The organism is Pseudomonadota bacterium (assembly GCA_039028935.1).
Taxonomy (GTDB): Bacteria; Pseudomonadota; Gammaproteobacteria; order Steroidobacterales; family SZUA-146; genus SZUA-146.
The window spans coordinates 11,513-37,159 of the sequence record JBCCHD010000016.1 but is presented as its reverse complement, the minus strand read 5'-3'; the positions used below and the strand labels follow the sequence as shown (position 1 = coordinate 37,159).

Below are 25,647 nucleotides of genomic sequence, written 5' to 3'. Positions count from 1 at the left end.
GGCAGGGATACCAGCGCACCCAAAAACCGCGTATAATGCGAATGATTCTCATTTAATATCATGCGTGGCCCCCCTCTTGAGTCAGAACGACGAAAAATCCCGGAACACACGGGGCACAACCGACCCGTCCGCCGGTGGCTGGCCAGCGCTTCGAAGCGTGGGGCGCTATCTTGTTGCCAGCGGCAAGCCACTGCGTGGGGCGCAAACCATGCTCAAGGCCAATCAGCCGGATGGCTTTGACTGCCCGGGCTGCGCGTGGGGTGATCCGGAACACGGCTCGTCTTTTGAATTTTGCGAGAACGGCGTTAAGGCCGTGTCATGGGAGGCAACCAAAGAACGCGCGACGCCTGCCTTTTTTGCTCAACATACGCTCACGGAGCTTCGCACGTGGAGCGACCACGAGCTGGAAAAACAGGGACGCCTCACTCATCCGATGCGCTACGACGCCGAATCGGATTGCTACGCGGAAGTGAATTGGACTGACGCGTTTGACGCCATCGGTGCGGCGCTGAATGCGCTGGATGATCCCAATGAGGCTGAGTTTTATACGTCTGGGCGTGCCAGTAATGAGGCCGCATTTTTGTACCAAACGTTTGTGCGGTTATACGGCACGAATAACTTTCCCGACTGTTCGCACATGTGTCATGAAGCCAGCGGCATCGCCCTGACCGAAGCGATTGGGGTCGGTAAAGGCACCGTTCAACTTGCTGACCTTGAGGAAGCCGACACGATTTTTGTGATCGGTCAGAACCCCGGAACTAATCATCCACGTATGTTATCGGATCTGCGCAGTGCCACCGTTCGTGGTGCACGCGTGGTGGTGATCAATCCGCTTAAAGAAAGAGGTTTGCGCCGCTTCTCCGATCCACAAAACAAGTTAGAGATGCTCAGAGCCGGATCACGACCCACCTCCACCGACTACTTCTGTCCTCGCAGCGGTGGGGATATGGCGGTATTTCGAGGTATGGCGAAGCGCATTTTTGCGCGCGATGCCTCAGCACGACAAACAGGCGAATCCGCAGTACTCGACGACGCGTTTATTGCGCAACACACGAGCGGCATCGACGCCTATCGCCAGCGCGTCGCCAACACGGATTGGACAGACATTGAAGACCAAGCCGGATTATCGCGCCAAGACATTGAAACGCTCGCCGACATTTACATCGATTCCGAGCGCGTCATCGCCACTTGGGCGATGGGTCTTACCCAGCACGAACACGCGGTCGATACTATCCGCGAACTCACCTCTGTGATGTTGTTACGCGGCAATATCGGACGGCCCGGAACCGGTCTTTGCCCGGTTCGGGGACACTCAAACGTGCAGGGCGACCGCACGGTTGGGATTGACGAAACCGCGCCTTCGACATTACTCGACGCGATGGAAAAAGAACTGGGTACAACGCTGCCCAGAGTACCGGGTCACAATGTACTCGAAACCATTGGCGCGATGCTCAGTGGTCGAGCCAAAGCATTTGTCGCCTTGGGCGGCAACTTCGCTCGCGCGGTACCCGATAGCGCCCTAATTGCACACGCGATGCGGCGCTTGGAGTTGACCGTAAGTATTGCGACCAAACTCAATCACTGTCATCTCCTCACCGGCAAAACTGCCTTCTTATTACCGTGCCTTGGACGGACAGAGCTCGACGCCAACCGTGATGGGGTGCCGCAAGTCGTCACAGTTGAAGATTCGATGTCGATGGTGCATGGGTCCACCGGCTTTAATCCACCGGCGTCTGACGAACTCAAATCGGAAGTTAACATTGTGGCCGGAATAGCAAAGGCAACCGTTGGCAATGGCGTCGTCGATTGGTTAGCGCTTGCACACAATCACGACAGAATTCGCGACATGATTAGTCGAGTTTTACCCATTTTCGGTGATTACAATGCCAACATTCGTCGACCACGCGGCTTCAAGTTGCGCAACCCGGCGGCCGAGCGAGAATGGCAAACGTCAACGCAACGCGCCAACTTTCATGCGGCAGCATTGCCTGAGCGCACCGACTGGCAACGCAACGATCTAACGAAACGAGAGTTTGTGTTGCAAACTATTCGATCGCATGATCAGTACAACACCACCGTGTACAGTTCTAACGATCGCTATCGCGGTGTGTCCGGCGAGCGTAACGTTATTTTTGCTAATGCAGACGACCTGCGGGCGATCGGCGCCGCAGCGGATGGTCGTGCCGATCTGATCGGTATCGGAGAGGATGGGGTTGAGCGCATTGCGCGCGGTTTCAAGCTGTTACCCTACGACATTCCGCGCGGATGCCTCGCAGGCTACTACCCCGAACTCAATGTGCTAGTACCGCATCAGTCGTATGGCGCGAAGAGCTTCACACCGACATCAAAATCGATTCGAGTCGTACTGCGCCTTCAGGACACCCATGAATGACCGGGAGTTTTTGCGGGCGATCGACGCACTGTGCCAAACAGATGATACGCCGCTAGAGCCACTTGGCGCCGCCATTTTATTGGCCACTGCGATGGATATCACCGACAACTCGCGCTCTTTTGCACGGAAGTTTGGCGTCGCCCATTCGCTCGCCATTCGAGCATGTCGGTCGCTCGCGGTTGATCATGGGCTACTTCAAATCACCGACACCGATCCGCGTACGCAACGCGTTACGTATCAGCTGACCGCACGAGGAAGCAATCTGGCAAAGCAAGAACGTTAGTCGCTGTTGCGTCGTCGACGTTCGATAAAAGTCGTGTGTGTGGGATTATTGCGTTGCGCAAGCACGTCACTCGTTTATTGATTCAGCTTGACCCCGAACGTAATCAGTCACCACTTTATGCATCAGCGAGCGTAAGGATGCGTACCCGGATTGATCCAACACGACAGCCGACACCGTCAGTTCGAGCGACGGCACATGGAGCACATTTGTGCCCCAAAAGCCGCCATGCTCATAGAGCGTTACGCCGTCTACGTCGTATTCAAACAGTCCCAAACGATAAGGACTATCGTGCGGCAGCCCCTCCGACGACAGCATCGATTCCAGGGTCTCGACTTGATCAAACACGGCACCGTCGAACAAGGAGGCAAAAAAGACACGCATATCGTCCGCGCTAGCCACCAGTCCTCCGCCCCCGAACAGATCGACCGTCGCGCTCCAGTCAGTAACATCCATGTTATTGAAGGTCTGTCGAGCACGCTTGGGCGCATCGTTTGGAGCGGTTTCAAGTAGCTCCCACCACGTATTCTCAAGACCCAACGTATCGAACTTCAGAAGTGTCCGCACGACATCTGGCAAGGCCTGACCGGTACGTCGTTCAATGACTTCTCCAAGCAGAATATAACCGGTATCGGAATAGTGGAATTTCTCCCCAATCGCACCAACCGGGTTGAGACCGGATGCGAGCATGGCAATCTGTTCATCACGCGTCCAGTGTCGAGAGGGATCCTCGATGATTGCGCGTAGGTACTGTTCACTCACATGATCGGGCAAACCCGCCGTATGGGTAATCAAGTGACGAACGGTAATTCGGTCGCCGTCGTGTCCACCGTTCTTGAGTTGTTCAAGCGAATCACTCGACAGTAATCCACCGATCGGTTCATCAAGATCGAGCTGTCCGGTCTCGTCTAGCCGTAACAGCGCAGCGGCAACATAGGTTTTCGTCACGCTCGCAACGCGCACCGGCGTGGCGCTTGTCATGTTACGACCGTCGCCCGTGACACCCGCGCTGATCACACGATCGTCGACAATGCCTGGTGCATCGATCACCATGACGGCACCGGTGGCTGCTGTAGACGACACGATTTCAGTCAAATCAGCCCGATACAACGACGCATCGGGCAGTCGAGCAGGTGCTGTTGAGCCACATGCCGGCAGCAACACCACACAAACCACCGCCCACCCTATGCGATTTGAATTCAAATTGAGCATTAAGCCTCCACTCAGAACAAGGCAAACGAATCAGTCTCCGATCACACGACTCGGGAGTGACGACGACGACGACGACGACGACGACGACGACGACGACGACGACGACGACGACGACGATCGCCAGTTTATTGGCGTTTCCCCGTCGTTCAATAGCTAAACGTAACCGTTTTTGGCCTCTAAACGGCAATCAACCGGCGCCACTGTCTCTCACCCAGTGTGTGGGATCCTGGTGGAACAGTGCCAAAACCAATCCGTAAGACGGGCGTTTGGGCTCTCCGCGAGCAGTCTCCACCGAATAGTCAAACGTATCTTGCTGTTTTATATAGGTGTTGACATTTATGCCTCATATGAGACATTATTGTCTCATGAAATCAACACACAAACTCAGTGCCCGTGACGCGATTATCGAGGCCGCTTTCACCGTTTTTAGCCGCGACCCCAGCGCACCGCTGGCCGATGTCGTTCGCCAATCGGGGGTGGGGCGCGCCACGCTGCACCGGCACTTCTCGACGCGCGATTCCCTTATCACCCAGCTCGCCCACTTGGCGATCTCCGAAACAGACGAGGCGGTCGAACACGCCTGCGAAGGTCTTGAATCGCACGCCGAAGCGATACACCGCACGCTGGAAGTGCTCATTCCGCTTGGCGACCGCCATGGCTTTCTCGCGCTGCAGCCGGTGAATGAAAACAGTGAACTGGCAATGGAGTACAAACGCCAGGATGCCGAGACACGCGAGATGATCGAAGGGGCCAAACAGGAACGCCTATTTGACCCCTCTGTGCCGACGGACTGGATCCTACAGACCTTCGAGCATCTGATCTATGCCGCCTGGGAATCGGTTCGCCTCGAATCCATTACACCCAATCAAGCCGCTGAACTCGCCTGGCGAACGTTAACCGCAGGGTTAGGAGACAACCGATAATGTATTCAGAAATTGAAGCACTCGCCAACGAAATTGATGGCGCCTTCTTCGTCATTGGCGCGGCGATTCTAGCGATCGAACTACTCAACGCGCTGTTTCGCGGCAAGCTACAAAAAAAGGGCGTATTGGATATGGTCGCCAGCGTGTCGACCCAATTACCGTATCTGGTGGTCGAAGTGGTGTTATTGACCTTCGCCTATGCAGGCTATGTGTACATCAGCGACAACCTCGTTATGTGGTCGCTTCCCATTACCACTGGCACCGCCATCGTCGCGCTCATCGCGTCAGACTTTATCTACTATTGGGAACATCGCCTTGCACATGTCACCCGAGTGCTCTGGACACAACATGCGGTGCATCACTCCTCTCGCTTTATGAATATCACGGTCGCCATTCGATTCGGACCGTTTGAGGGCATCGCGTCCGCGCTCTTCCACCTGCCGCTGGTCTTTATCGGCTTCCCGGCGGAGCTTGTGTTTTTCAGCATCATTGTGGTGCTCGCGTATCAAACCTGGCTACACACCGAACTGATCGGCCGACTGGGGCCGCTTGAAGGTATTCTAAATACGCCGTCCAATCATCGCGTCCATCATGGCTGCGACGACAAATACATCGACAAAAACTACGGCGGCATTTTGATAATTTGGGATCGACTGTTTGGCACTTATCAGGCGGAGGAAGAAACGCCGCGCTATGGACTAAAGCGCGATTACAACAGCGTCAACCCGCTCAGCGTATGGTTTTCCGAACTTCCGAAGTTTTGCCGTGATGTCGTGAACTCGCAGAGCTTCGGTGAAAGTGTGAAACGGGTATTTGGTCGGCCAGATTGGGAGCCAAAATCCGATCCTTGAGGCCGCAACGCGGTAGCAAGACACGCACTGATGCCGTTCGTGCGACATGGTGTTCATTCCGATAAGTGGTACGGCCTCAATGCCCAGCGCTATTCGCTATACGTCACAGTGGCCCGCTGCCCCAGTTCGGTCCCTACAAGCAAAACGGGCTCGGGAACTAAGTCGATTCCAAACTTGGCCAAGACAGTCATTTTTATCTGCGCGGCAAACCGCAATATATCCTTAGCATTTGCATCACCTTGGTTGATGATAGCAAGCGAGTGTTTTGTCGAAATTCCAACCGAACCCTCGGTGTGACCACGTTCAAACCCAGCCTGCTCGATCAACCAAGCAGCGGGCACTTTCACCGTGTGCTCATCCATTGGAAACGAGGGAATGTCTCGATCGATGCCAAGCTTGCGCACCGTCAGACTCAGTTGTTCGAAGTCGTCTTGACTTATAACCGGATTAACAAAGAACGACCCCACACTTCGGCGATTGGGGTCGTCGTCTGACAACACCATCGACTTCTTTGCCCGGATAGTTAGCACCGCACGACGTGTCTCGGCCAGGGTAGGCGCGGACGATGAGGCGGCGATATTCAGCTGTTGTTTAAGATCTGGATACGTCACCGAGCCCGCGTCCGCATGCGTGAGTTTAAACGCGACGCCAGTGACGATAAATGTCCGCCAGTCTGTCTTAAACACACTGGTCCGATAGTTGAATCGACACTCGGCGGCTGATAGACAGTGGCGCTCGTAGGTGCTCGCATCAATGCCGGTTACCGACACAATGGTATCCACGACTTCCTGACCATAGGCACCGATATTCTGCACGGGCGCGGCGCCAACCATACCGGGTATGCCACTCAAACACTCGATACCCGCCAACTTGGCGTTAACGCACCGTTCGACCAGCGAATCCCAGTTCACTCCGGCGTCGGCATTGACAACGGTGTGGCCATCATGCGTCTGAAAACGCACTGACGACATCGCGCATTGAATGACGATGCCATCGAATCCAGCATCGTCGATGAGCACGTTACTCCCGCCCCCAAGCACAAACACGGATAGCGCTTGGCGCGCTGCCCATCGCAGCACCGCAACAAGCGCAGCCTCGTCTTTACACGCCGCAAAATAGCGAGCCGGTCCGCCAACCTTTAGCGTGGTCAGCGGACCGAGCGGTACATTTTCTTGGATGATGTCCGGCTTGCCCATGCGCCTATTGCTCTTCCGTTGCGTCGTCATTACGCCGGCTGAGTTTACCTATTTCTCAGCGACCTGTCTGCGGACAGTGGGGTATGCCAGAACGAGGGGCTTCTGTGTAACAAAGCGACGACCGGAATGATTAGCTGAAGTGGATACATCGCGCGCGTGGCCGAACAGTTATTCGGTCGGTAAGGGTTGACGCATTCAACACACCACCGCTCTCTCAGCGCATCGACTCATCGGGCTTCAAACGCAAACAACCGTAGGCCAGCAAAAGCCAGGCTACCAAGAATAACGTGCCACCCACAGGAGTAATTGCACCAAGCCAGCGCAAGCCTGTGACGGCCAGCAAATACAGGCTGCCGGAAAAAATAGCGATGCCGAAAATAAAACACAGACCAGTCCAAAACCAAAGGCGGTTTTGTGGAGCCCGTTGCCAAAGAATAATCACTACCAACAGCGCAAGCACATGATAGAAATGGTACTGATTAGCGGTTTGCCAAATGTCGAGATCGTCGACGCTCAACACATCCTGCAAGCCATGCGCGCCGAACGCGCCGAGTAGAACCGCCAAAAAACCCAACATGGCGGTGATCACGGCAATCTTATTCACTATAGGCCTCTCTGACAGCGTGGGTGAGTCATGGCGATGAATTTACACGAGGACCAGCCTCTTCGTCGATAAACATTCTGTCGCATCACGCCGCACATCACCCCAATGGGCGCATAAGGTTGAGTGGTTCACGCGAAACGGCATCACGCTGGACATACATAAAGTGCTCGATCGCGCGCACGAAGTTCTCATCCGCATATGGTGAACTGGAAAAATCGAGCATACGCAGAACATTGATGGGCTGCTTGGCAATCAGTGTTTCGATACGGCCAATCGCGTCGTTCAGCGGGTAGTGGTTCAGAAATTGACACGCCGTTTGTGTCGGTGTGAGTACGTAGTAATCGTCTTCGCGTTTGGACTCATAGCGAACCGCGTCAAATGGCGATACGCCGAAGGCATGAAACTTTGGTATCAAACAGCGAACGTGGGTTGAAGCCTGTTGTAATACTCTGCCGCTTACTTGTTTAAAATTCTGTTTGGCGAGTTGTTTGATGACGTGGCGCCGCATGCCGATCGACAGAATGTCCGGATCAGCGCGGTCATAGCGGATGTCATCGAACACCGAGATGATATTCAACTCGCGATCGGCCAGAAACAGATATTTGTCGAACCGCGCCGTATCGATTACACCCTCGCTCACGACAAATAGGCTTGAGCCAATTCAAAATGCCGGGCTTTCTTGGCCGCGTCCATCTTCTCAAGCAAACGCGGCATCATCGACAATCGGTGATTGGATTTGAAGAATTCAATATGAGTGTGAATAAAGTGCCAGTACAGCCCGGTCCAAACGTCCTCCCATTCGCCTTTTGGGTAGTCCGACATCTTCTTTAGATAATTACTGCCGGAAATATACGGTTTGGTGGCAAACCCACCGCCATCGGCAAACTGGCTCATGCCATACACATTGGGCACCATGACCCAGTCATAGGCATCGACATACAGCCCCATAAACCAACGGTACACGTCATCGGGATCAATTTCGGTAAGCAACATAAAGTTACCCAGCACCATCAATCGTTCAATATGATGCGTATAGCCATACTTAAGCGCGCGCTGAATCGAGGTATCCAGCGGCATGACGCCTGTGTCGCCCGTCCAGAACGTATCGCGCAACACGCGAGTATGGCCCCAAAAGTTTTGGGTCCGCATCTGCCGACCGTCGCACTCATATGCGGCGCGAATAAATTCTCGCCAGCCCAAAATCTGACGCACAAAGCCCTCGAGTGAGTTAAGCGGCGTATCGTTTTGCGCCGCGTAGTCTAACGCCGCTTCGATCACCTGTTGTGGCGTTAACAGGCCAACATTCATCAACGGCGACAGCGCCGAATGAAACAACCGCGTGTGCCGGGTTGTCAACGCATCTTCGTAAGGCCCGAAAGTGGCAAAGCGTTCACGCAAAAAGGCCTGCAAAAACGAGTCAGCGCTGTCGTGCGTATAGGGCAACCAAAAATCATGGCCGCCGTACTGCTCCGCTGAGACAGTATTGGCCCATGCCGCCGCCTCCGACACGAGCTTGTCGTCAACGGGGGTCAAATCGTCGGGCAACTCAATTTTCTTCGGCAGCTTCTTGCGATTGTCTTCATCGAAACTCCATCTACCCCCAACGGGCGACTGGTCGCCATTTAATAGAATGTTGTGGTCGACCCGCAGTTTCTTATAGAAGCTCGCCATAAACCGCTTGGCATCCACGTAACGCGCGCAAGCCTCTTCTTTGCCCAACAGAAAGAGCGGCGTCTCATACCAGACTCGGTTGAGCCCCGATGCGCCAAGCGCCTGTTCAAGATAATCATCAACCGTATCGCACACATGAACAGTATTGATTTGGTGATGGCGGAGCGTTTCGAAGATCGCCTCCGTACTCGAATGATCGAGTAGTGACAAGCGCTGCACCGTGTAGCCATCATTTTTGAGCCTCTTCTCATACGCATCCATACTTAGCTTGTGGAGCATTAAGCGCTGAACGTGTACCGGATTGTGCGTGAGGATGAGAGGTTCTTCGATTACGAACACGCAGCGCTTTTTTGCTAGCGCCGGATGGCTAGAAAAAAGCTGGTGTGGATAGACAAGTGTCGCGTCAGTCATGGTGTCGAATCGTCACGCCCGGATTCAAGCTTGGTCGGATAACGAAGCATAGCGCTCGCAGGTAAAGTGTGGGTGAATGCGACAAAAAAACGCTAGCGCCACCACGTGAACCGCGCTGAACCGTGTTCGGGCCGAACCGAATACGACCAGACAGAGACATTTTTCCGTCGCTCTTAGTGCCCTCTCGCTCCGTTTATCCGGCACGACGGACAGCGAAAAGCCGGATTCCTATCGGTCTCAAAGACGAGCGAGCAACCCTTAGCGCAAATGCTTCCGAAAATGCCCGATCGTGCGTTCCCAGGCAATGTTGGCTTGTGTCTCGTTGTAACGAGGCGTGGAGTTGTTATGAAAACCGTGGCGGGTGCCGGGATACACATAACTCTCGAAGGCCTTGCCCGCATCCGAGAGCGCCGTCTCATAGGGCTCTTTCATGGCGTTGATGCGTTTGTCGTCTTCGGCGTATTGAATCAATAGCGGCGCCTGAATGCGATCGACATCCTCTGACTTGGCCGCTGCACCATAGAAGGGAACGCCGGCGTGCAAGTCTTCGCCCATATGGACAGCCAGCGCATTGGTTACACCCCCGCCATAACAGAAACCGGTGGCGCCGAGCTTACCGGTTGATAACTCGTGGTCTTTCACAAATTTAGCGCCGTTCATCAGATCAATGAACAGCTTCTCTCGATCAAGACTTCTCTGCAAAATCTTGCCATCCTCATCATTGCCAGGATAACCCCCCACCGGTGACAGACCGTCAGGTGCAAAGGCGAGAAAACCCTCGACCGCCGCTCGGCGAGCAACGTCTTCAATGTGCGGATTGAGCCCGCGATTTTCGTGAATCACCAGCACCGCCGGAAACGGCCCGGCACCCTCTGGCTTCACCAAGTAACCGCGCATCGTCCCGGAGTTGCCTCCCGGCGAATCGTAGTCCACATACGTGGCCTTAATACGTGGGTCGGTAAACTTGATCATGGCGGCTTCGGCGTAACGCGGCAACAAAGACGTAGCCATCGCTAAGCCGCCGACGATGCCCAGCGCGGCGACGCGCGACAAGAACGTTCGTCGGTCCATACCCGAATGGCAAAATTCGTCGTATAGATCGTAGATGCGGGGATCGACTTCGATCTGCTCGTGTTTAGATTCGTCGAGTTGGGGGGTGGGCGCTTGGCCGGAGTTCGATGGCTGCATGGTTCAGTCCTTGAGCGGAAGAGGCTGGCGCGTTTAGAACGCGAAGACTTCTTTTTTACCGCATCGACTCGTGCTTGGCAAAAAGGCGCCCTCGATCCACCGTGCGTTACAGCTCAGGCCTTTTTGGCTTTCGCTCGACGAAAACCAATCAATGCCGCATCCGCCAGATCCAATGGAATGCTCAACCGTGTTTGCCAGATCAGCTTACGGCGAATCCGGCGCTTAGACACCTTGTGGGAATGATCGTCGAGTTGCAGCAAATTATTCGCTAAGGCAGTCGCGCGCTCCATCAACTCGTGGGGCTCAACCACTTCATCAAAAAAGCCAGCCGCTTTGGCAGAATCGACGTCAAACTGCTCCGCCAGGGTGACCGCGCGCTGATACGCCGATGGCGTCAGCTTGTGTTTGAGCATGGCGGCCGCGACACGCGGCATCGTCATGCCAATCGCCACTTCGTTCGCGGAGATTTTAAAGTCGCCGCGGGAGCCAATGACGTAGTCTGCCGAGAGCATCAGAAACACGCCCATCGCAAAGCTGTGTCCATTACAGGCAACAATGACCGGCTTAGGGTGGGCCATGACCTTTGCCGGCAGAGCGTAGCCTGCGCCCAGCATACCGATGGCGTGTTTGCCGCCGCGTCCCATCACCTTGAGATCAAAGCCGGCCGAAAAAACCCCTTCTCGCCCGGTCAAAATGACCGCCGCGTTGTCGAGTGCCGCGCGTTCAAAGGCATGGTGCAGTTCCGCTAGAACGGCCGGCGACAGCGCATTGCGCTTACCGTCATCGATCGTAATGGTGGCGATACCGTCGTTTAATTCGTATTGAATAAATTCATTGCTCATGTGGCGCAGTGTAGCGAGTTTTGTGCGAGTGCACAAAAGATCATTGCCGGAAACGATCGGCGGCATCTTTGAGACAGAAAAGGCGCTGAAGCTCAAACAAAATCAAATTAATTGTGATTTTAAACAGTGCGTTACACCTGTTCGGACGATGAGGTGTTTGGCGCTCAGCCAATCAGGGAAAACGCTCTGGACGGCTATCTCGATGTCTTGACCCTCAAAACTAAGACCTGGCTTTCACGAATGGGTCTGCGTCGGCTCAATGCGCGGCTCATTCCGTACATGGCACGAACCGGATTCGAAATGGCACACCAACTACTCGAATGTCGCCGTTTAGTGGCTGGGTATTGACCGCGGATCAACGCCGGTTGCCCCGATTGGGCAACGCTAAGGCACTAAGCCACTTGGTCCAGGCGCTTCAAAAATAAAATTCGGGAACACAGCGAAATCCAGAAAATTAACCACACCGTCGCCATTGATGTCCGCATCGCCTGAGCCCACGCTTCCAAACGCATTGGCAAACAGACCAATGTCGATAAAGTTAACGACGTTGTTGTTGTCGAGATCGGGGTCGCATGCGTTGCCGAAGCCGTCGAGATTGGTGTCAAGTTGTGCTGGGTTCACAATGAGCGTGCAGTTATCCGCGTTGTCGTTCACGCCGTCGTTATCGGCATCCTGAACGGGTGTGAATTGTCCAAGCGCATCATAAATATCATTGTTGCCGTCTTCCTCAAGAATAAAGAACAACGCGATACGAATAGCGGCTGGATCAAACGGGTAGCCCGATGGATCCTCACTGTCGAAGGCATTCGAATCGAGCAAGTATGAAACGCCGACCTCAAGGCGGTTGCCGTTGCTCAAAAACATATCGCCCTCAATATCAACGCCATCCACCCGTTCACCACTCATAAACTGTTGGCTTTGATCCAGCTGGTTCAGCAACGCCGCTGTGTCGGCATCGAGGGCAACGTCATTTGAAAGCTCTAAACCGCCCGCAGCAATGCAACACCCAAACGACTCTGTCATGCCGTCCACCGTAATCTGGCCATTAAACGTTTGATCGTCGATGAACCCACTGACCGATGAACCCAAAGATGCTGGCGCGAACGCACCATCGCCCTCGTTGACAAGCACCAGATCAAGTGAACCGGAAAAGCTTATGATGTCGGCCTGGCTCACAGACACAGGCACGGCCAGCGCAGTCAGAAGCGCGATAACGAGCAACCGATTATCCATGTCTTGCGCCATCACACTAGACTAGCAAATCGACGGCGGGTTTAAATCCGCAATAGGCTTACGATGATTGCGGTCACTTTTTCAGTATTTTCTTATCGCGAGTCGTTTAGTTTTCGCTATTCATTTGATGTGTCTAGTGATTTCGATTCCTGCAACTGAAGAAGCGGCTTACTTGGCATCTAGACCTAGACTCACTCAACAACGCGTTGGAATCGACTCCATTGAACTACCGTGGGCATACCAAATAGCGTGGTGTGTTTTTTACTTCGTTCGACAACACCACACAAACCGCTGCACGCAAGCCGTCGCTAGATCGCTTCCCCACACAACGAAACCGACCCGGTACGCTACACTGTTTGCATCGACATGTGCGAATATTGGATTGAGGGGAGCGAGTTTGACTTAAAATGACTGGCGGCCATACACAGTCGACAATGACCTCGCAAAACTGTGCTTCGGTTTGGCTTCAACTAAAACGCCGCCATAACATCTTCGAAAATACGATGTCCCGGTGTAAACAACGCCGCTTTCATTTGAAAATGCGTTAGCTTCGGAATCACCTGCGCCTGCACAACATGGCCGTGCTCGCTAAGTGCTTTTTCAAACTGCCACAGCTGCTCCACAGCCTCTGGTCGGGTTTCGGTGACATACAAGTAAAAGTCGCTATACGATCGTGATGGACGTATTTGATGTAACGGCGACGCCAACGCCTGCGCCTGTTTATCCTCGCCAAACACCAGGCGCTTCTGCTTGAGCAACCACCGCAGCACTAACCCACGCGCTTCGAAGTCGCGCGTCATGTCATAGAGCGCAGTATCCACCGAAAAAACGGCGCGATAAAACGTGTCTGAATTCGGCGCCGGCGCGGACGGTGTACCCACTGCGAACAATGCGGTTAAATGCGCACCCGCTGAGTGGCCCGACAGCACCATGCGAGTGGGATCGCCACCAAACTGATCAATATTGTTTTTTAACCAAATGCTCGCGTCGACCAAGTCCTGACTGTTCGCCGGAAACCGATGCGCGGGACCAAGACGGTAATTGATGCTCACCAACACCACGCCGTGATCGATATACGCCTCGATTTGTTGAGGGCTCAGGTTAGATTTATCGCCGCGAGTCCAAGCCCCGCCATGCACATACACGTGTACCGGCGCGTTCGATGCCGACTCTGCCGACTGATAAATGTCGAGCGAGCGCTGATGGTCATCGATACCCTCGACGTACGGCACATTGAGCGTTGCCACAACGTGACCAGAAAGCGCTGGCCGATCATTCGACGCGCAGCCGCTCGACAGCAGCACGATGACGGCCATAAATGCGTTCGCAAACAGATAGACTTGGTTTTTCATCACTTCGCAGGGAGTGTATCAATTTAAAGCATCAAGGGTCACAGCCCGAGGGGATTGATTCTGACTTTGTGAGCTATGGCATACTTTCCACTGTTAGCTTTCCATCAGCAACGGCATCACGCCGTTCTCACATCAGGCGGACCGAGCATGCTAAGGCGACTGTTTGGCAAGAAAAAAGAGCGCGATCTCAAAGAAAACGAGGTAAGGATTGTCTTGCCAGAGGAATCGTGGACGCTCATGGAATACAAAATGGATGACCTACCGTGCATCGCCATGGTCAACTCCGGACTGATGGATTTTGAGCATCGTGAGATCTTTCAGTGGCATCTGTCGGTCATCATTGATTTTAAGAATGAGGAGATTGTCGACAACGGCATGCCCTCGGAGGAAGAGCGAGCCATCGTGGATCCGTTTTGCGATCAACTGGACAACGACATCAAAGCAGGTGGCAACGCATTGTTTTTAGTTCGCGAAACCTGGAACAAAACGCGCCGTATGGTATGGATGGTCTACGACCCGGAGATTGCCAATCAACATTTGTGCTACCTAATCGATCACCATCGGCATCCACGCCCATTCGACTACCGCATGGAAACCGATACCGGTTGGGAAAAATCTCAGTATTACTTCAAGGCAATCCGCGAAGACGCGACGCATTGAAGGTCGGAGTTACTCAGCGACGCACTGCCGTATCCGGCCTTTGAACATCGCCGATAGACAGACTGATCGATTCGCGCCGAATTGCATCACCAACCGATCACGTTATAACCGATACGCTGAGAATCCAATGATTAAAGCGATAAAATCTGTGTCTGCATCCACCTGTCGTTTCATCGTCTTTCTGCTGCTGAGCGCGTACTGCTCTCACGGTTCTACGTTGGCTGCGGAGCCCGACCCCCAAGAAACGGAGCACCTCAAGACGGTGGCCGGTGTGGGCACATTTGTTCGTATTCCGGCCGGCGAGTATGTGATGGGCAGCCAACCAGGCGTCGGCCAAAATGATGAACGACCAACGCGATTGGTGCGCGTGGCCGAATTTTGGCTTATGCAAACGGAAGTGACGCGACGCCTTTTTAAAGAGTTCGCCAGTCAGTCAAACCACTCTACGGCCAGTGACTGCTGGTATTTCCATGACGGCTGGAAACAAAGCGATAATCTCAGCTGGCGCGCCCCGGGCTTTGAGCAAACGGACAACCACCCGGTCACCTGCGTGAGTTGGCACGATGCCAAGGCCTTCATTCGGTGGCTCAACCAACGCCGTGATGCGACCTTTCGGTTACCCACTGAAGCCGAGTGGGAGTACGCCGCCCGGGCGGGATCAACACAGACACATTATTTTGATCTCGAAAACAGTGCCTTCTGCCATCACGCGAATGTCGCCGATCAAAGTGCCCTGAAAGACTACCCGAGCTTCTCCGTCGTTCAGTGTGACGATGGGTTCACCCGCACGTCGCCGGTCGCGCACTTTCAGGCCAACCCATGGGGTGTGTACGACCTGTACGGCAACGTATGGGAATGGGTGGAGGACTGCTGGAATACCCACTATAAGGAGGCCCCCATTCAAGGAGAGGCTTGGCTCGATGGAGACTGTGGCCGGCGAGGCTTTCGCGGCGGTGGATACGGCGACATTGAGAATTTTGCGCGCTCAGCGCTTCGAAATCGAGCAAACGCCCATCAGCGCAAGGACGACATCGGCTTTCGGCTGGTGCTGATTCGGGACTAATCCTCGCGAATGGCCGCAATCTGAGGCCGCGACTGGCACATCAACTTATGCGGATGGTCGGCCGTCCACGCCGCCACGAACACCGATCTATTCGTGACCCTGCCGATGCACGGTGCGGGACCGCGCCCACCCGACCAACAGGTCAATCCGGATCATTCACCACAATCTGAATTTAAATGCGAACTATTCTCATCTAGCGGGTCAAAGAGGGACGGTCTTACAATTTAATTATCAGTGGAAAAACCAAAAATGCGAATAAAATCAGCCGCTTTAGACATTGCTCGCCGCGTCGTAAAACGACCCGGTCCACGGGTTCTTTTCGTTAAAGAAGTCGGGTATCTCACGCCAAACATGATCCGCGTGGTGTTTGCCGGCCCTGAACTGGCGGGCATACCGGCCGGACGAGACGGTGGAAATTGCAAATTGATGTTGCCCGAACCGTCAGAAAGCCATGCCGAGTTTGAAAAGCGCTTGGCAGAGGGCACCTCGTTGACCAAACGAACCTACACCGTGCGTCGCTTTGATGAGGCGTCACAAGAACTGACGATCGACTTTGTCGCGCATGGAGACAATGGGCCGGCCAGCCGCTGGGCCACGCATGCCAAGCCGGGCGACTTTCTAGGCTTTGCCGGACCCAGTACGGCCAAAGTGACCGAATTCTCAGCCGACTGGTATCTCCTTGCCGCTGATCCGTCGGCGATTCCCGTTGTGGCCGCCACGCTCGAGGCCATGCCGCGAGAAGCGAAAGGCATCGCCGTATTTGAAGTGACATCGATTGAGGACAAGCAAACGATCGACGCACCAGCGGGCATCGAGATGCATTGGCTCGTTCATCCCAACCCGCATGTTCCGTCGACCGCGCAAGAAAACCTGTTGCGTTCGATTGACTGGCCACACGGGCGAGTGCAGACCTGCATCGCCGGCGAGTCAGGTGTCATTAAATCGCTGCGCCAGTTTTTAATGAGTGAAAGAGGTGTACCTAAAAAAGACGCCTATATTTCAGGCTACTGGAAAATCGGCTTGATCGAAGATCAGCATCAACAATTTAAACGTCAAGGTGGTTGACGGGTCGCTCGATTACATGGATTCAAGCTGACGCTCGTCAGCTAAACAACCAATCCACGCGCATCGAGGCGTTGATGGGTGCTCGACCAACGCGCGGCTCAACACGCTATTTCCAAAACATTGAGTGTATAGTCGGGCTTGAGTCGTTCTTGTCATACCTCATAGAGAGAATGCGCTGTTGAAAAAGCTCATGAAACTCGTTGCCAAACTGCTGGGCACCGGTGTGCTCGCGCTTATTGTGTTTGGCCTTTTTTTCGTCTGGCTCTCGCCGCAGTTTGGCGCACGGGACAAAACGTTCAGCGCTCAGGCAAGCGATCAATCGCCACATTTTAATGGAGAGGTATTCGCAAACCTTGAGGGCCCGCTGAGCGACTCAGTGGGTTTTAGCACCATGCGCCGCTACTACAGCTCACCCAATCGAACGCCGGACTGGACGCTTCCCGTGGTGGCGCGTCAACCCGACGAATTCGACGCACCACCCGATCAAACACGGCTCACCTGGTTTGGTCATTCCGCGGTGTTGCTCGAGACCGCGGGCAAGCGTCTGTTTATCGACCCCATGCTCGGCAGTGTGCCCGCCCCTCTGCCATGGCTGACCGGCAAGCGCTTTAATCCCAAGTTGCCGCTCGACATCGACAAAATTCCTGAACTTGATGCGATCGTAATCTCGCACGACCACTACGATCATCTCGACTACCGCTCCATATCCAAACTAAAAGACCGCACGCTCAAGTTCTTTGTGCCGCTGGGCGTAGGCGCCCATTTGCACGTGTGGGGTGTTGAACCAGAAAAAATCGTTGAGCTCGACTGGTGGCAGACCGCCACCTTCGATGAGCTGGAATTAACGGCCACGCCAGCCAAACACTTCTCGGGCCGCGGCTTCAACGACCGCGACACGACGCTTTGGGCATCGTGGGTCATTGTCAGCCCCAATGCACGACTGTTCTTTAGCGGCGACTCCGGCTACACGCCCACATTCAAAAAAATTGGCGAGCGATACGGGCCTTTCGATTTGGCCATGGTCGAATGCGGGCAGTACGACCGAGATTGGGCGGATGTGCATATGTTCCCAGAGCAAACAGTGCAGGTGAACCAAGAACTCAACAGCAAACTGCTTCTGCCCATTCATTGGGGTTCATTTAGTATCGCGGCGCACACGTGGGATGACCCGATCAAACGTGCTACGAGCGCGGCAGCAAAAAATGACGTGGCGATTGCGACGCCCGTTATCGGGCAAACGTTAACCTTGGGCGAGCACGTCGTAAATCAGCCATGGTGGAAAAACAAACCCGATCGGTGAGTGGGCAATGAATAAGATCTTTCACATAGTGATAATAGTGGCTACGGCCTCACTTTCTTGTTCGGCTTCGTGGGCAAGCGACCAGCCACCGCGTTGGTATGACTGGCGGTTCCGCATCGACAATAGCAAGTGCCTGTTAACTCAAAATTACCAATTGGGCACCGCCGGTGACGATGCCGCCAAAGGCTTTCTGCTGGGTACAGACTACACAAACGTGATGATCCATATTTTTGCCCAAACTCATTCGCGCGACGCTGATCGCTACCGCATCGGCGAGGCTATTTTCGGTATAAAAATTTGGTCTCAAGTAAAAAAAGAACCGCAGGATCAACTCGCCGTCATGCGACTTGATGGCAAAGAGAAAAAAGCAGAAGAAGTGGCGAAGTGGGCGAGCAGCACCGAGCCGTTGCAGGCCTTTTCAGGCTTTTGGTTCTACGGATCAGATGCCGACGAGTTAATTTATCGCTTTACGCAGAACGAACCCATCCCAATGGTGTTCATCACGAGCTCCGGCGAGCGCTTGATTGAGACCACCTATCGGCCCAACAAACGACATCGATTTCGGGCCTGGGCAGAAGCGTTTCGAGCGTGTGCCATTGCGAATCAAGAGTAAAAGTGGATTAGATCCTCAACAATCACAACGCGCATACCCTACACAGCACGCCGGTTGATTCACGAACAATTAACTCGATCGTCAACGATACCGAAACCGGATCAGGACTGAGGTTCGAGTCGAACCACGCCTTGGCCGTCAAGACCCACATAGATATAACCATCGGCCATTTGCCGAATGTTGCGCACCCGACCAATGCCTTCCATTACTTTCTCGACTTTAGTGACCGTGTCGCCGTCGTAGGTCACAAGCTCAATGTAGGCGAACTTCAATGAACCCACCAGCGCCTTCCCTTGCCACTCCGGATACTTGTCGCTGGTGACAAACACCATACCCGAGGGCGCCATCGACGGCGTCCACTGATGCGCGGGTTGCTCCATGCCTTCTTTCTCAGTGATGTCGGTAAACTTGGTGCCACTGTAGTTCACGCCATAGCTGATGACGGGCCAGCCATAGTTGAGTCCTTTGGCGATCACATTGATTTCATCTCCGCCCTTCGGGCCGTGTTCGTTCACCCAGATCGAACCCGTCTCGGGATTCAGCGCCATACCTTGTGGGTTGCGGTGACCGTAGGAGAAAATCGCCGGCTTAGCGCCATCGACAAAGGGGTTGTCTTTGGGAATTCGACCATCATCATGAATGCGATAGACCTTGCCGGCATCAACGGTCGTATCCTGAGGAAACTCATCTCGTTGACCTCGATCGCCCACCGTGAAATACAAATAACCGTCGTTATCAAATTCCAATCGACTGCCATAATGAAACGGGCGTTCTGAGTTTGGTGAGGTGCGATACAGCATCTCAACATCCACCAACGCATCGTCTTTTAGTTTGGCGCGACTGATCGTCGTGTTATTGCCGTCACCTTCCCCTTCTGGACTCGTGTAACTCATATAGATCCAGCCGTTCTTCGCATAATCCGGATGCAATTCCAGATCGAGGAAGCCGCCCTGTCGGGTGGATTTAATCTTCGGTATGCCAGAAATCTTGGTGGACTTACCCGAATCCGTATCCACGCGATACAGGGTGCCCGTGCGTTCCGTCACCAACAGTTGCCCATCGGTCAGCTGCACCATACCCCACGGAATCTGAATGTCGGTAGCCACCTTGGTGGCGGCGATGTGGTCATCGGCTTTGAGCGCCAGTGAAAACGGCACGAGCAGGGCCATAGCCAGGTAGCGAAAAGCGTTGAGTGGTGAATTAAACAGAGCCTTCATGGCTACTCCTCATGACAATCAGGGATTTAGGATGATTTACGTGTAGGAAAGTCTACTCGAAAATTCGCAATCGAACCGAAAATTTGAAGTACTACGTAGTTTTCGACTACCCGAACTCAGTTGGGATTCGTTTTCGACCCGACGTTACGCGCGCGAGTTCCCTAACGCATTGTGGTCCGACCCTACTTAGAGCGATCGTAGGGCGCTATGAGTGATGCTAACTCAGTTGACCTTGCGCTCAAACACAGGCGCTTAAGAAGCGGGATCTTTCTGCGAAGAACGCAACGACCGGACCCACGTGAATCTACCCGCAAAACAAGATAACAGAGAGGGCGTAGAGTCTTACGTGAGCGCCAGAATATGGATGCAGAATATTGTTATAACCGATGGGAAACGAATGAGATCGCGTTTTACGCATCGGACGCGCATTCGTACCTCGCGCACCCTCTTTCACTCATGGAACTCGAAGCGAGCAGCCGTGTTTTCGTCCCGTTGTGCGGAAAGTCCATCGACCTCGCCTGGATCGCTAGCAAGAGACATCGCGTTGTTGGAGCAGAACTGAACCGATCGGTCGTTCACGAATGTGTGGCGACTGCGAACACAGACTATGAACTCGATTCTGTTGGCGCGCCATTACGCGAACGCACCGAATCATTCGATTTCTATGTCGTTGGTATCTTCAGGATTTAGCGTATCGGGAGCGAACTCCTCTTCACCCATTTGGCAAAAAAAAGTGGCTCTGGAATTTCCAGAGCCACTTCTCACAGATCGGTCCTTCGGTTGATCTCTCCCTGTGAAAAACCAAAGGTCGATTTGTCCGTCGAGCCCCCTGTGCCTAGTTCGTTACCGTGGCCGTTACGCTGGACATGTTGTACGAAATATCGAAGCTCTCACCAGCACCCAATCCATTCGATACAACGGTGCCAAACGTATTAGCGGCAATATCAGTTTGAGTAATGATAATGAAACTATTTCCGACAGCCGGAGCGAAACCGTTCACTGCGCTGACGGTTAAGGTCCCGTTAAAGGAATTGTCGTCTGCCCCAGTTACAAGAACCCCCGGCCCCGTCGAATCGATTTCGATCTCCACGTTCCCGCTTGCCTCATAAATAAATTCCTGGCCATTGGTATCAATCACGGCCCCCGGACCAATGCGCATGGTTCCGGGCGAGTCGAAGGAATTGTTCGTGGCAGTAGGAAGCTCGATTCGACCACCATTTATGGCACCGACAGTACCATTGTTGACAAACGGAATATCAAAGCCACTGACAGCATTTATCTGTGCGGTACCACCGTCAGCGAAAATCGAACCGTTGCTAATGATTCGACCGGAGCCGTTCTGACCGACTGAGTACTGATTACCTGTAATCACCACATTACTACCCAGGGTTAAGAGCGACCCATTGCCGATGTTAAAGCGCGGCTCAGATATGACGGTATTTCCAGTGCCGTCGTAAACGAACGTGGCATTACCATCAACGGTTTGAGTGCCATTTAGCTGAAAGCCCGTCGGTGAGTTTGGCGCAACAATCGTGGCGGTACCATTGAAGGTTAAGCCATCGGTCACGGTTGTGATGACAGCGTTATTCAAGCGTAGATCAGCCGTCACATTGGCGTTTTGGAAAGATGTATTCCCAAGCAGCTCCATTTCACTGCCAGCCGTAGCAACAATCGTCGCGTTGCGTATGCTTGCATTGGCAAGCAGAGTCCAACCGTTACCTGCTGTGTCAACATTGAGCGTTTGATCAGCGTTATCGAAAATGCCTTGCATCTCTATGCCACCGCCGTTACTCGATTCCAATGTACCGGTTCCGGTCCAAGAGAAGCCGGTAATGCGGATGTTCTGACCGCTGTCAGCCGACACCGTCCCGTTCATATTCACAAACGCATTGCCTTGACCAATCGTGCCTTTGGTACCGCGAACGGTGACGGTGTTCTCGATGGTTAGCACACTACTATTACTTGGAAGTAAACGAGGTTCTGTTATGACGGTGTTGCCCGCGCTGTCAAAGACAAACGTGGCATTGCCCGACACCGATTGACTGCCACTGAAGGTATAGCCGGTCGGCGAGGCTGTTGAAGTAATGGTCGCGGTGCCGTTGAGGGTCAGGCCATTCTCTACGGAGGTAGAGGTGCTGTTGAACTGCTGCAGGTCGTGATTGAACTGCATGTTGTCGAAAATAGTGCTGTTTTGCGCGACCATCAAAGTGCCGGCCGTGCCGTTGAATACCGCATTTCGAAGCCTGCCGCTTGATAGCAAGGTGAAGCTGCCATTAGCCGCGTCGATCTCGACGGTTTGCCCGGCGTTGTCGAGCGTGCCTTGCAGCTCAATGCCGCCACCGTTAGTCGCGGTTAACTCCGTATCGGCACCACCTGACCAGGTTTGGAGAGTGCTTCCGATAATACGGATCGACTCGTCTGTTTGATCGGCGATAACGTCTCCCAACAATACAACACCAGCACTCAGCTGACCAATCGTGCCTTTGGTACCACGCACGGTAACCATATCATCAAGCGTCAGTACGGTGTTATTCGAAGGAAACAACCGTGGTTCTGTAATGACGGTGTTAACCTCGCTGTCGAACACAAACGTGGCGTTACCCGAAACGGTTTGACTACCACTAAAGATGTAACCGGTCGGCGAGGCCGTTGAAACAATGGTGGCAGTACCGTTGAGGGTCAAGCCATTCTCGACCGTGGTATTGCTGGCATTAAAGTGCTGCAGGTCGTGGTTGAACTGCATGTTGTCGAGAAGCGTGGCGTTTTGCATAACCATCAAAGTGCCCGCCGTGCCGTTGAACACCGCGTTTCGAAGCCTAGCGTTTCCAAGCAGGGTGAAGCTGCCATCGCTCGTATCGATTTCGACAGTTTGCCCAGCGTTGTCGAGCGTTCCTTGTAGCTCGATGCCACCACCATTAGTCGCGGTTAACTCCGTGTCGGGGCCACCGGACCACATTTCAAGAGTGCTGCCAATGATTCGGATTGACTCGCTGTCCACCTCGGCAATCACATCACCTAACAAAATCAGTCCTGCACTTGACTGACCAATGGTGCCCTTGGAGCCGCGAACAGTCACAGTGTCATTCAGGGTTAGCACGGTACTGTTCGCCGGGAACAAACGCGGCTCTGTGATGACGCCGTTTATAACACTGTCAAAAACGAACGTAGCGTTTCCTGAAACGGTTGAATCGGTATTGAAAATGAAACCCGTGGGCGAAGCCGGTGCCGTAATGGTCGCCGTGCCGTTGAAGTTCAGATCACCAATCACATTGATGTTATGTGCGTTAGAAAGCGATACGTCACCTGTGTAGCTCAAGTTTTCGAAAGTAGAGATACCACCCAGCGTGGCCATATTGGTGCCCAGGCTGCCCACGATGGTAGCGTTTCTCAACGCCGCGCTAGAGGCTAATCCCAGTGTCCCATTAGCGGTATCCAGATTGATGGTTCCAGCGCCATTGTCGAAGTTACCGGCAAGAATCAAACCACCGCCGTTAATTGCTGACAAGGTGCTCGAGCCCGACCACGGATTGCCATTTACTTGAATGGATTGACTGGCAATGTCGGCAATGACGGGGCCGTTCAAAATCACAGAGGCATTTGACTGTCCAATAGTGCCTTTACCGCCGCGTATAGTGAGTGACGAATCAAACGTCACGATCGTACCGTTGAGCGGAAATAGCCTGGGCTCGGTAATCACACCATTGACCACACCATTGAACACAATGCTGCCGGTTCCGCCTACAGACTGGTTGTTTGTAAAAACAAGGCCCGTGGGACTGGCTGGGGCATCAATTGTTATCATGCCGTTAACGGTTAGTCCGTCGGTCACGTTGATATTGGAGCTATTCATAATCGTCGCATCAACACCAATGGTACTCGCCGTCCATGTCGGAGCACCCGTCACATTAAGCTGACCCACGCCCGCTAGCGATGGCACGATGGCAGTGCTGTTTAACGATCCACTCGCCATGTTCATAACACCACCAAGCTCGATGGCAGAAGTAGCGGTAATAGCTGTCGAAGAGGTGGTTAAGGTTTCGTTTACGACGAGGTTCTTCACCGTAATGTCGCCGCCGCTTTGAGATGCCGTGACCGCGACACCCGGATCGATAATCGCCGTGGTGCCCGCTGTCGGCACGACCTGCGGCTGCCAGTTCAGGCGGTCATTGAAATTACCGTCAACCAAGCTGACCCACACAATCGTTCCCGGAGGACCAGGAGGCTCTAGAAACGCCTGCGTGATGATCACAAAGTCGATGAAGTTGACGACTCCATCTCCGTTAAAATCGCTGTCCGGATCATTGGAGAGAAAGAACCCAGTCCAAGTGGAAATGTCGATGAAGTTGACGATACCGTCGTTGTTTAGATCCGGATCACAGAAGTTACCGATACCATCGCCGTCCGTGTCGCGCTGAGGCGCGTTGGCGACATTGACGCAGTTATCGAGCTCATCGACAACACCGTCGCCATCGGCATCATCACCGCCAGCAATGCCAGCGCGCGCGACAAATTCACGAACATCGATGTCTGTTAACACGTTACGCGTCACTTCAATGTGCATGGTCGCCGGCGCACTGAGTGCAACACCGTCATCAACCACCAGCTGAACCAGATAGTCGCCTTCAGCGCCGAGGCTCAGTTCTGACTGCGTGATATCGCTATCGATGATCGATGCGTTCTGTCCTGGAGGCGAATACAGCACCGCCCAGTGATAACGCAGCGTGTCGTTGTTTTTGTCAAGCGAACGACCAGCGTCCAGCATGATTTTGGAAAAGGGTGCAACACGCCGAGTGTTTTTAATGTTTGCAATCGGCGCCGCGTTTTCGGTATCGAACTCAATACGTAATGGATCGCTGCTACCGTACTGATCAGACACTGTGAGCTCTAACGCGTAAGCACCACGCGCATCTGGTGTTAACGACAGGTAAGGGCTGTCTGTTCCACGCAAGGCGAGCTCACTGCCTTGCGGCGACTCAAGTAGCGACCATCGATAGCTTAGGTTGTCACTGTCGGCATCAAACGAAAAACTGGCGTCGAAGCGCATCATCTGATCTAACTGCGCCGTCGTAAAACTATTCGCAATGGCGACAGGCAAGGAGTTTTTCGTCGAGAATCGAATATCATCTGATGCGTAACCGCCACGCTCGTCAAAACTCTCTAGGCGCAACACATAGTCACCCGCCAGATCGGGTGTAAACGAGGTAATAAGGGCCGACGCATCAGCAACCGCGGCCAAACTGCCACTCGGGCGCTTGAGCATAGTCCACTGAAAACTCAGTGCGTCGCCATCAATGTCACTTGAGCGGCTGGCATTAAGAGTCGCGGGAACGCCCAAATTGATCGGCAAACTATATCCGGCGTCGGCGGTTGGACAAGCGTTGGTCTGCGCAGTACCCCTATTTTGGTCGTCCACGCCCCGATTCACAGCGTCAACGTTCGTTACGTCGGTGCTACAGCTGACTGCAACGGGTTCTGATGAATTGGCATCTGCGAAAGAAGTACTGACAGGCAGTAAACAAAAAATCAGACCACAAATAAAAGCCAGGCGTGCAACAACGCCGTCATCCGTGAACC

21 protein-coding genes are annotated in these 25,647 nt (G+C 53.7%); 10 read left to right on the top strand and 11 right to left on the bottom strand.

Annotated elements, in window-relative coordinates; all coding sequences use genetic code 11:
- Positions 1-76 precede the first annotated feature (76 nt).
- Together AAF465_09570 and AAF465_09565 are read left to right on the top strand one after the other, a co-directional pair.
- A complete protein-coding gene (locus AAF465_09570) occupies positions 77-2,392 on the top strand; it encodes an FdhF/YdeP family oxidoreductase (GenBank protein ID MEM7082971.1) in 2,316 nt (771 codons plus the stop codon).
- Entirely contained in the window at positions 2,385-2,675 is a 291-nt protein-coding gene (locus AAF465_09565; protein ID MEM7082970.1) for a hypothetical protein, read from the top strand. The genes AAF465_09570 and AAF465_09565 overlap by 8 nt, the downstream gene beginning before the upstream one ends.
- Positions 2,676-2,741: 66 nt before the next feature.
- Here AAF465_09565 and AAF465_09560 read toward each other — a convergent pair whose 3' ends face one another.
- Positions 2,742-3,884: a serine hydrolase domain-containing protein gene (locus AAF465_09560; GenBank protein MEM7082969.1), complete on the bottom strand. Its 1,143-nt coding sequence runs from the start codon at positions 3,882-3,884 to the stop codon at positions 2,742-2,744.
- Here AAF465_09560 and AAF465_09555 point away from each other — a divergent pair.
- From AAF465_09555 to AAF465_09545, 3 genes are all read left to right on the top strand, one after another.
- On the top strand, positions 3,877-4,041 hold the full coding sequence (locus AAF465_09555; protein ID MEM7082968.1) for a hypothetical protein: 165 nt from the start codon (positions 3,877-3,879) through the stop codon (positions 4,039-4,041). The genes AAF465_09560 and AAF465_09555 overlap by 8 nt on opposite strands.
- Positions 4,042-4,249: 208 nt before the next feature.
- Positions 4,250-4,807: a TetR family transcriptional regulator gene (locus tag AAF465_09550; GenBank protein MEM7082967.1), complete on the top strand. Its 558-nt coding sequence runs from the start codon at positions 4,250-4,252 to the stop codon at positions 4,805-4,807.
- Positions 4,807-5,658, top strand: coding sequence for a sterol desaturase family protein (locus AAF465_09545; GenBank protein MEM7082966.1), 852 nt, complete (start codon positions 4,807-4,809; stop codon positions 5,656-5,658). The genes AAF465_09550 and AAF465_09545 overlap by 1 nt, the downstream gene beginning before the upstream one ends.
- Positions 5,659-5,747: 89 nt before the next feature.
- Here AAF465_09545 and AAF465_09540 read toward each other — a convergent pair whose 3' ends face one another.
- From AAF465_09540 to AAF465_09505, 8 genes are all read right to left on the bottom strand, one after another.
- Complete coding sequence (locus tag AAF465_09540; protein ID MEM7082965.1) at positions 5,748-6,854, bottom strand: UDP-N-acetylmuramate dehydrogenase; 1,107 nt, start codon at positions 6,852-6,854, stop codon at positions 5,748-5,750.
- 214 nt (positions 6,855-7,068) lie between these two features.
- Positions 7,069-7,458, bottom strand: coding sequence for a DUF423 domain-containing protein (locus AAF465_09535; GenBank protein ID MEM7082964.1), 390 nt, complete (start codon positions 7,456-7,458; stop codon positions 7,069-7,071).
- 97 nt (positions 7,459-7,555) lie between these two features.
- Positions 7,556-8,098 (bottom strand): hypothetical protein, encoded by a 543-nt coding sequence (locus AAF465_09530; protein ID MEM7082963.1) that lies wholly within the window; start codon positions 8,096-8,098, stop codon positions 7,556-7,558.
- The gene (locus tag AAF465_09525; GenBank protein ID MEM7082962.1) at positions 8,095-9,540 is read right to left on the bottom strand and encodes a cryptochrome/photolyase family protein; all 1,446 of its coding nucleotides are present in this window, start codon (positions 9,538-9,540) and stop codon (positions 8,095-8,097) included. Before AAF465_09525 ends, AAF465_09530 begins: the two co-directional genes overlap by 4 nt.
- A gap of 258 nt (positions 9,541-9,798) precedes the next feature.
- Positions 9,799-10,728 (bottom strand): dienelactone hydrolase family protein, encoded by a 930-nt coding sequence (locus tag AAF465_09520; protein MEM7082961.1) that lies wholly within the window; start codon positions 10,726-10,728, stop codon positions 9,799-9,801.
- A gap of 113 nt (positions 10,729-10,841) precedes the next feature.
- Entirely contained in the window at positions 10,842-11,570 is a 729-nt protein-coding gene (locus tag AAF465_09515) for a crotonase/enoyl-CoA hydratase family protein (GenBank protein ID MEM7082960.1), read from the bottom strand.
- A gap of 384 nt (positions 11,571-11,954) precedes the next feature.
- Entirely contained in the window at positions 11,955-12,803 is an 849-nt protein-coding gene (locus AAF465_09510) for a thrombospondin type 3 repeat-containing protein (protein MEM7082959.1), read from the bottom strand.
- Between the two features lie 470 nt (positions 12,804-13,273).
- Positions 13,274-14,155, bottom strand: coding sequence for an alpha/beta hydrolase (locus AAF465_09505; protein MEM7082958.1), 882 nt, complete (start codon positions 14,153-14,155; stop codon positions 13,274-13,276).
- A gap of 147 nt (positions 14,156-14,302) precedes the next feature.
- Here AAF465_09505 and AAF465_09500 point away from each other — a divergent pair, with 147 nt between their 5' ends.
- The 5 genes from AAF465_09500 to AAF465_09480 all read left to right on the top strand — a co-directional run bounded on the left by AAF465_09500 (position 14,303) and on the right by AAF465_09480 (position 18,856).
- Positions 14,303-14,815, top strand: a complete 513-nt coding sequence (locus tag AAF465_09500; protein ID MEM7082957.1) for a DUF695 domain-containing protein — start codon at positions 14,303-14,305, stop codon at positions 14,813-14,815.
- Between the two features lie 148 nt (positions 14,816-14,963).
- Complete coding sequence (locus AAF465_09495) at positions 14,964-15,878, top strand: SUMF1/EgtB/PvdO family nonheme iron enzyme (GenBank protein ID MEM7082956.1); 915 nt, start codon at positions 14,964-14,966, stop codon at positions 15,876-15,878.
- A gap of 249 nt (positions 15,879-16,127) precedes the next feature.
- The gene (locus AAF465_09490) at positions 16,128-16,943 is read left to right on the top strand and encodes a siderophore-interacting protein (GenBank protein MEM7082955.1); all 816 of its coding nucleotides are present in this window, start codon (positions 16,128-16,130) and stop codon (positions 16,941-16,943) included.
- Between the two features lie 190 nt (positions 16,944-17,133).
- Complete coding sequence (locus AAF465_09485; GenBank protein MEM7082954.1) at positions 17,134-18,243, top strand: MBL fold metallo-hydrolase; 1,110 nt, start codon at positions 17,134-17,136, stop codon at positions 18,241-18,243.
- Positions 18,244-18,250: 7 nt separating this feature from the next.
- Positions 18,251-18,856, top strand: a complete 606-nt coding sequence (locus AAF465_09480; GenBank protein ID MEM7082953.1) for a hypothetical protein — start codon at positions 18,251-18,253, stop codon at positions 18,854-18,856.
- A gap of 101 nt (positions 18,857-18,957) precedes the next feature.
- Here AAF465_09480 and AAF465_09475 read toward each other — a convergent pair whose 3' ends face one another.
- Complete coding sequence (locus AAF465_09475) at positions 18,958-20,073, bottom strand: PQQ-dependent sugar dehydrogenase (protein ID MEM7082952.1); 1,116 nt, start codon at positions 20,071-20,073, stop codon at positions 18,958-18,960.
- Positions 20,074-20,908: 835 nt separating this feature from the next.
- Positions 20,909-25,486, bottom strand: a complete 4,578-nt coding sequence (locus AAF465_09470) for a thrombospondin type 3 repeat-containing protein (protein MEM7082951.1) — start codon at positions 25,484-25,486, stop codon at positions 20,909-20,911.
- Between the last annotated feature and the right edge of the window lie 161 nt (positions 25,487-25,647).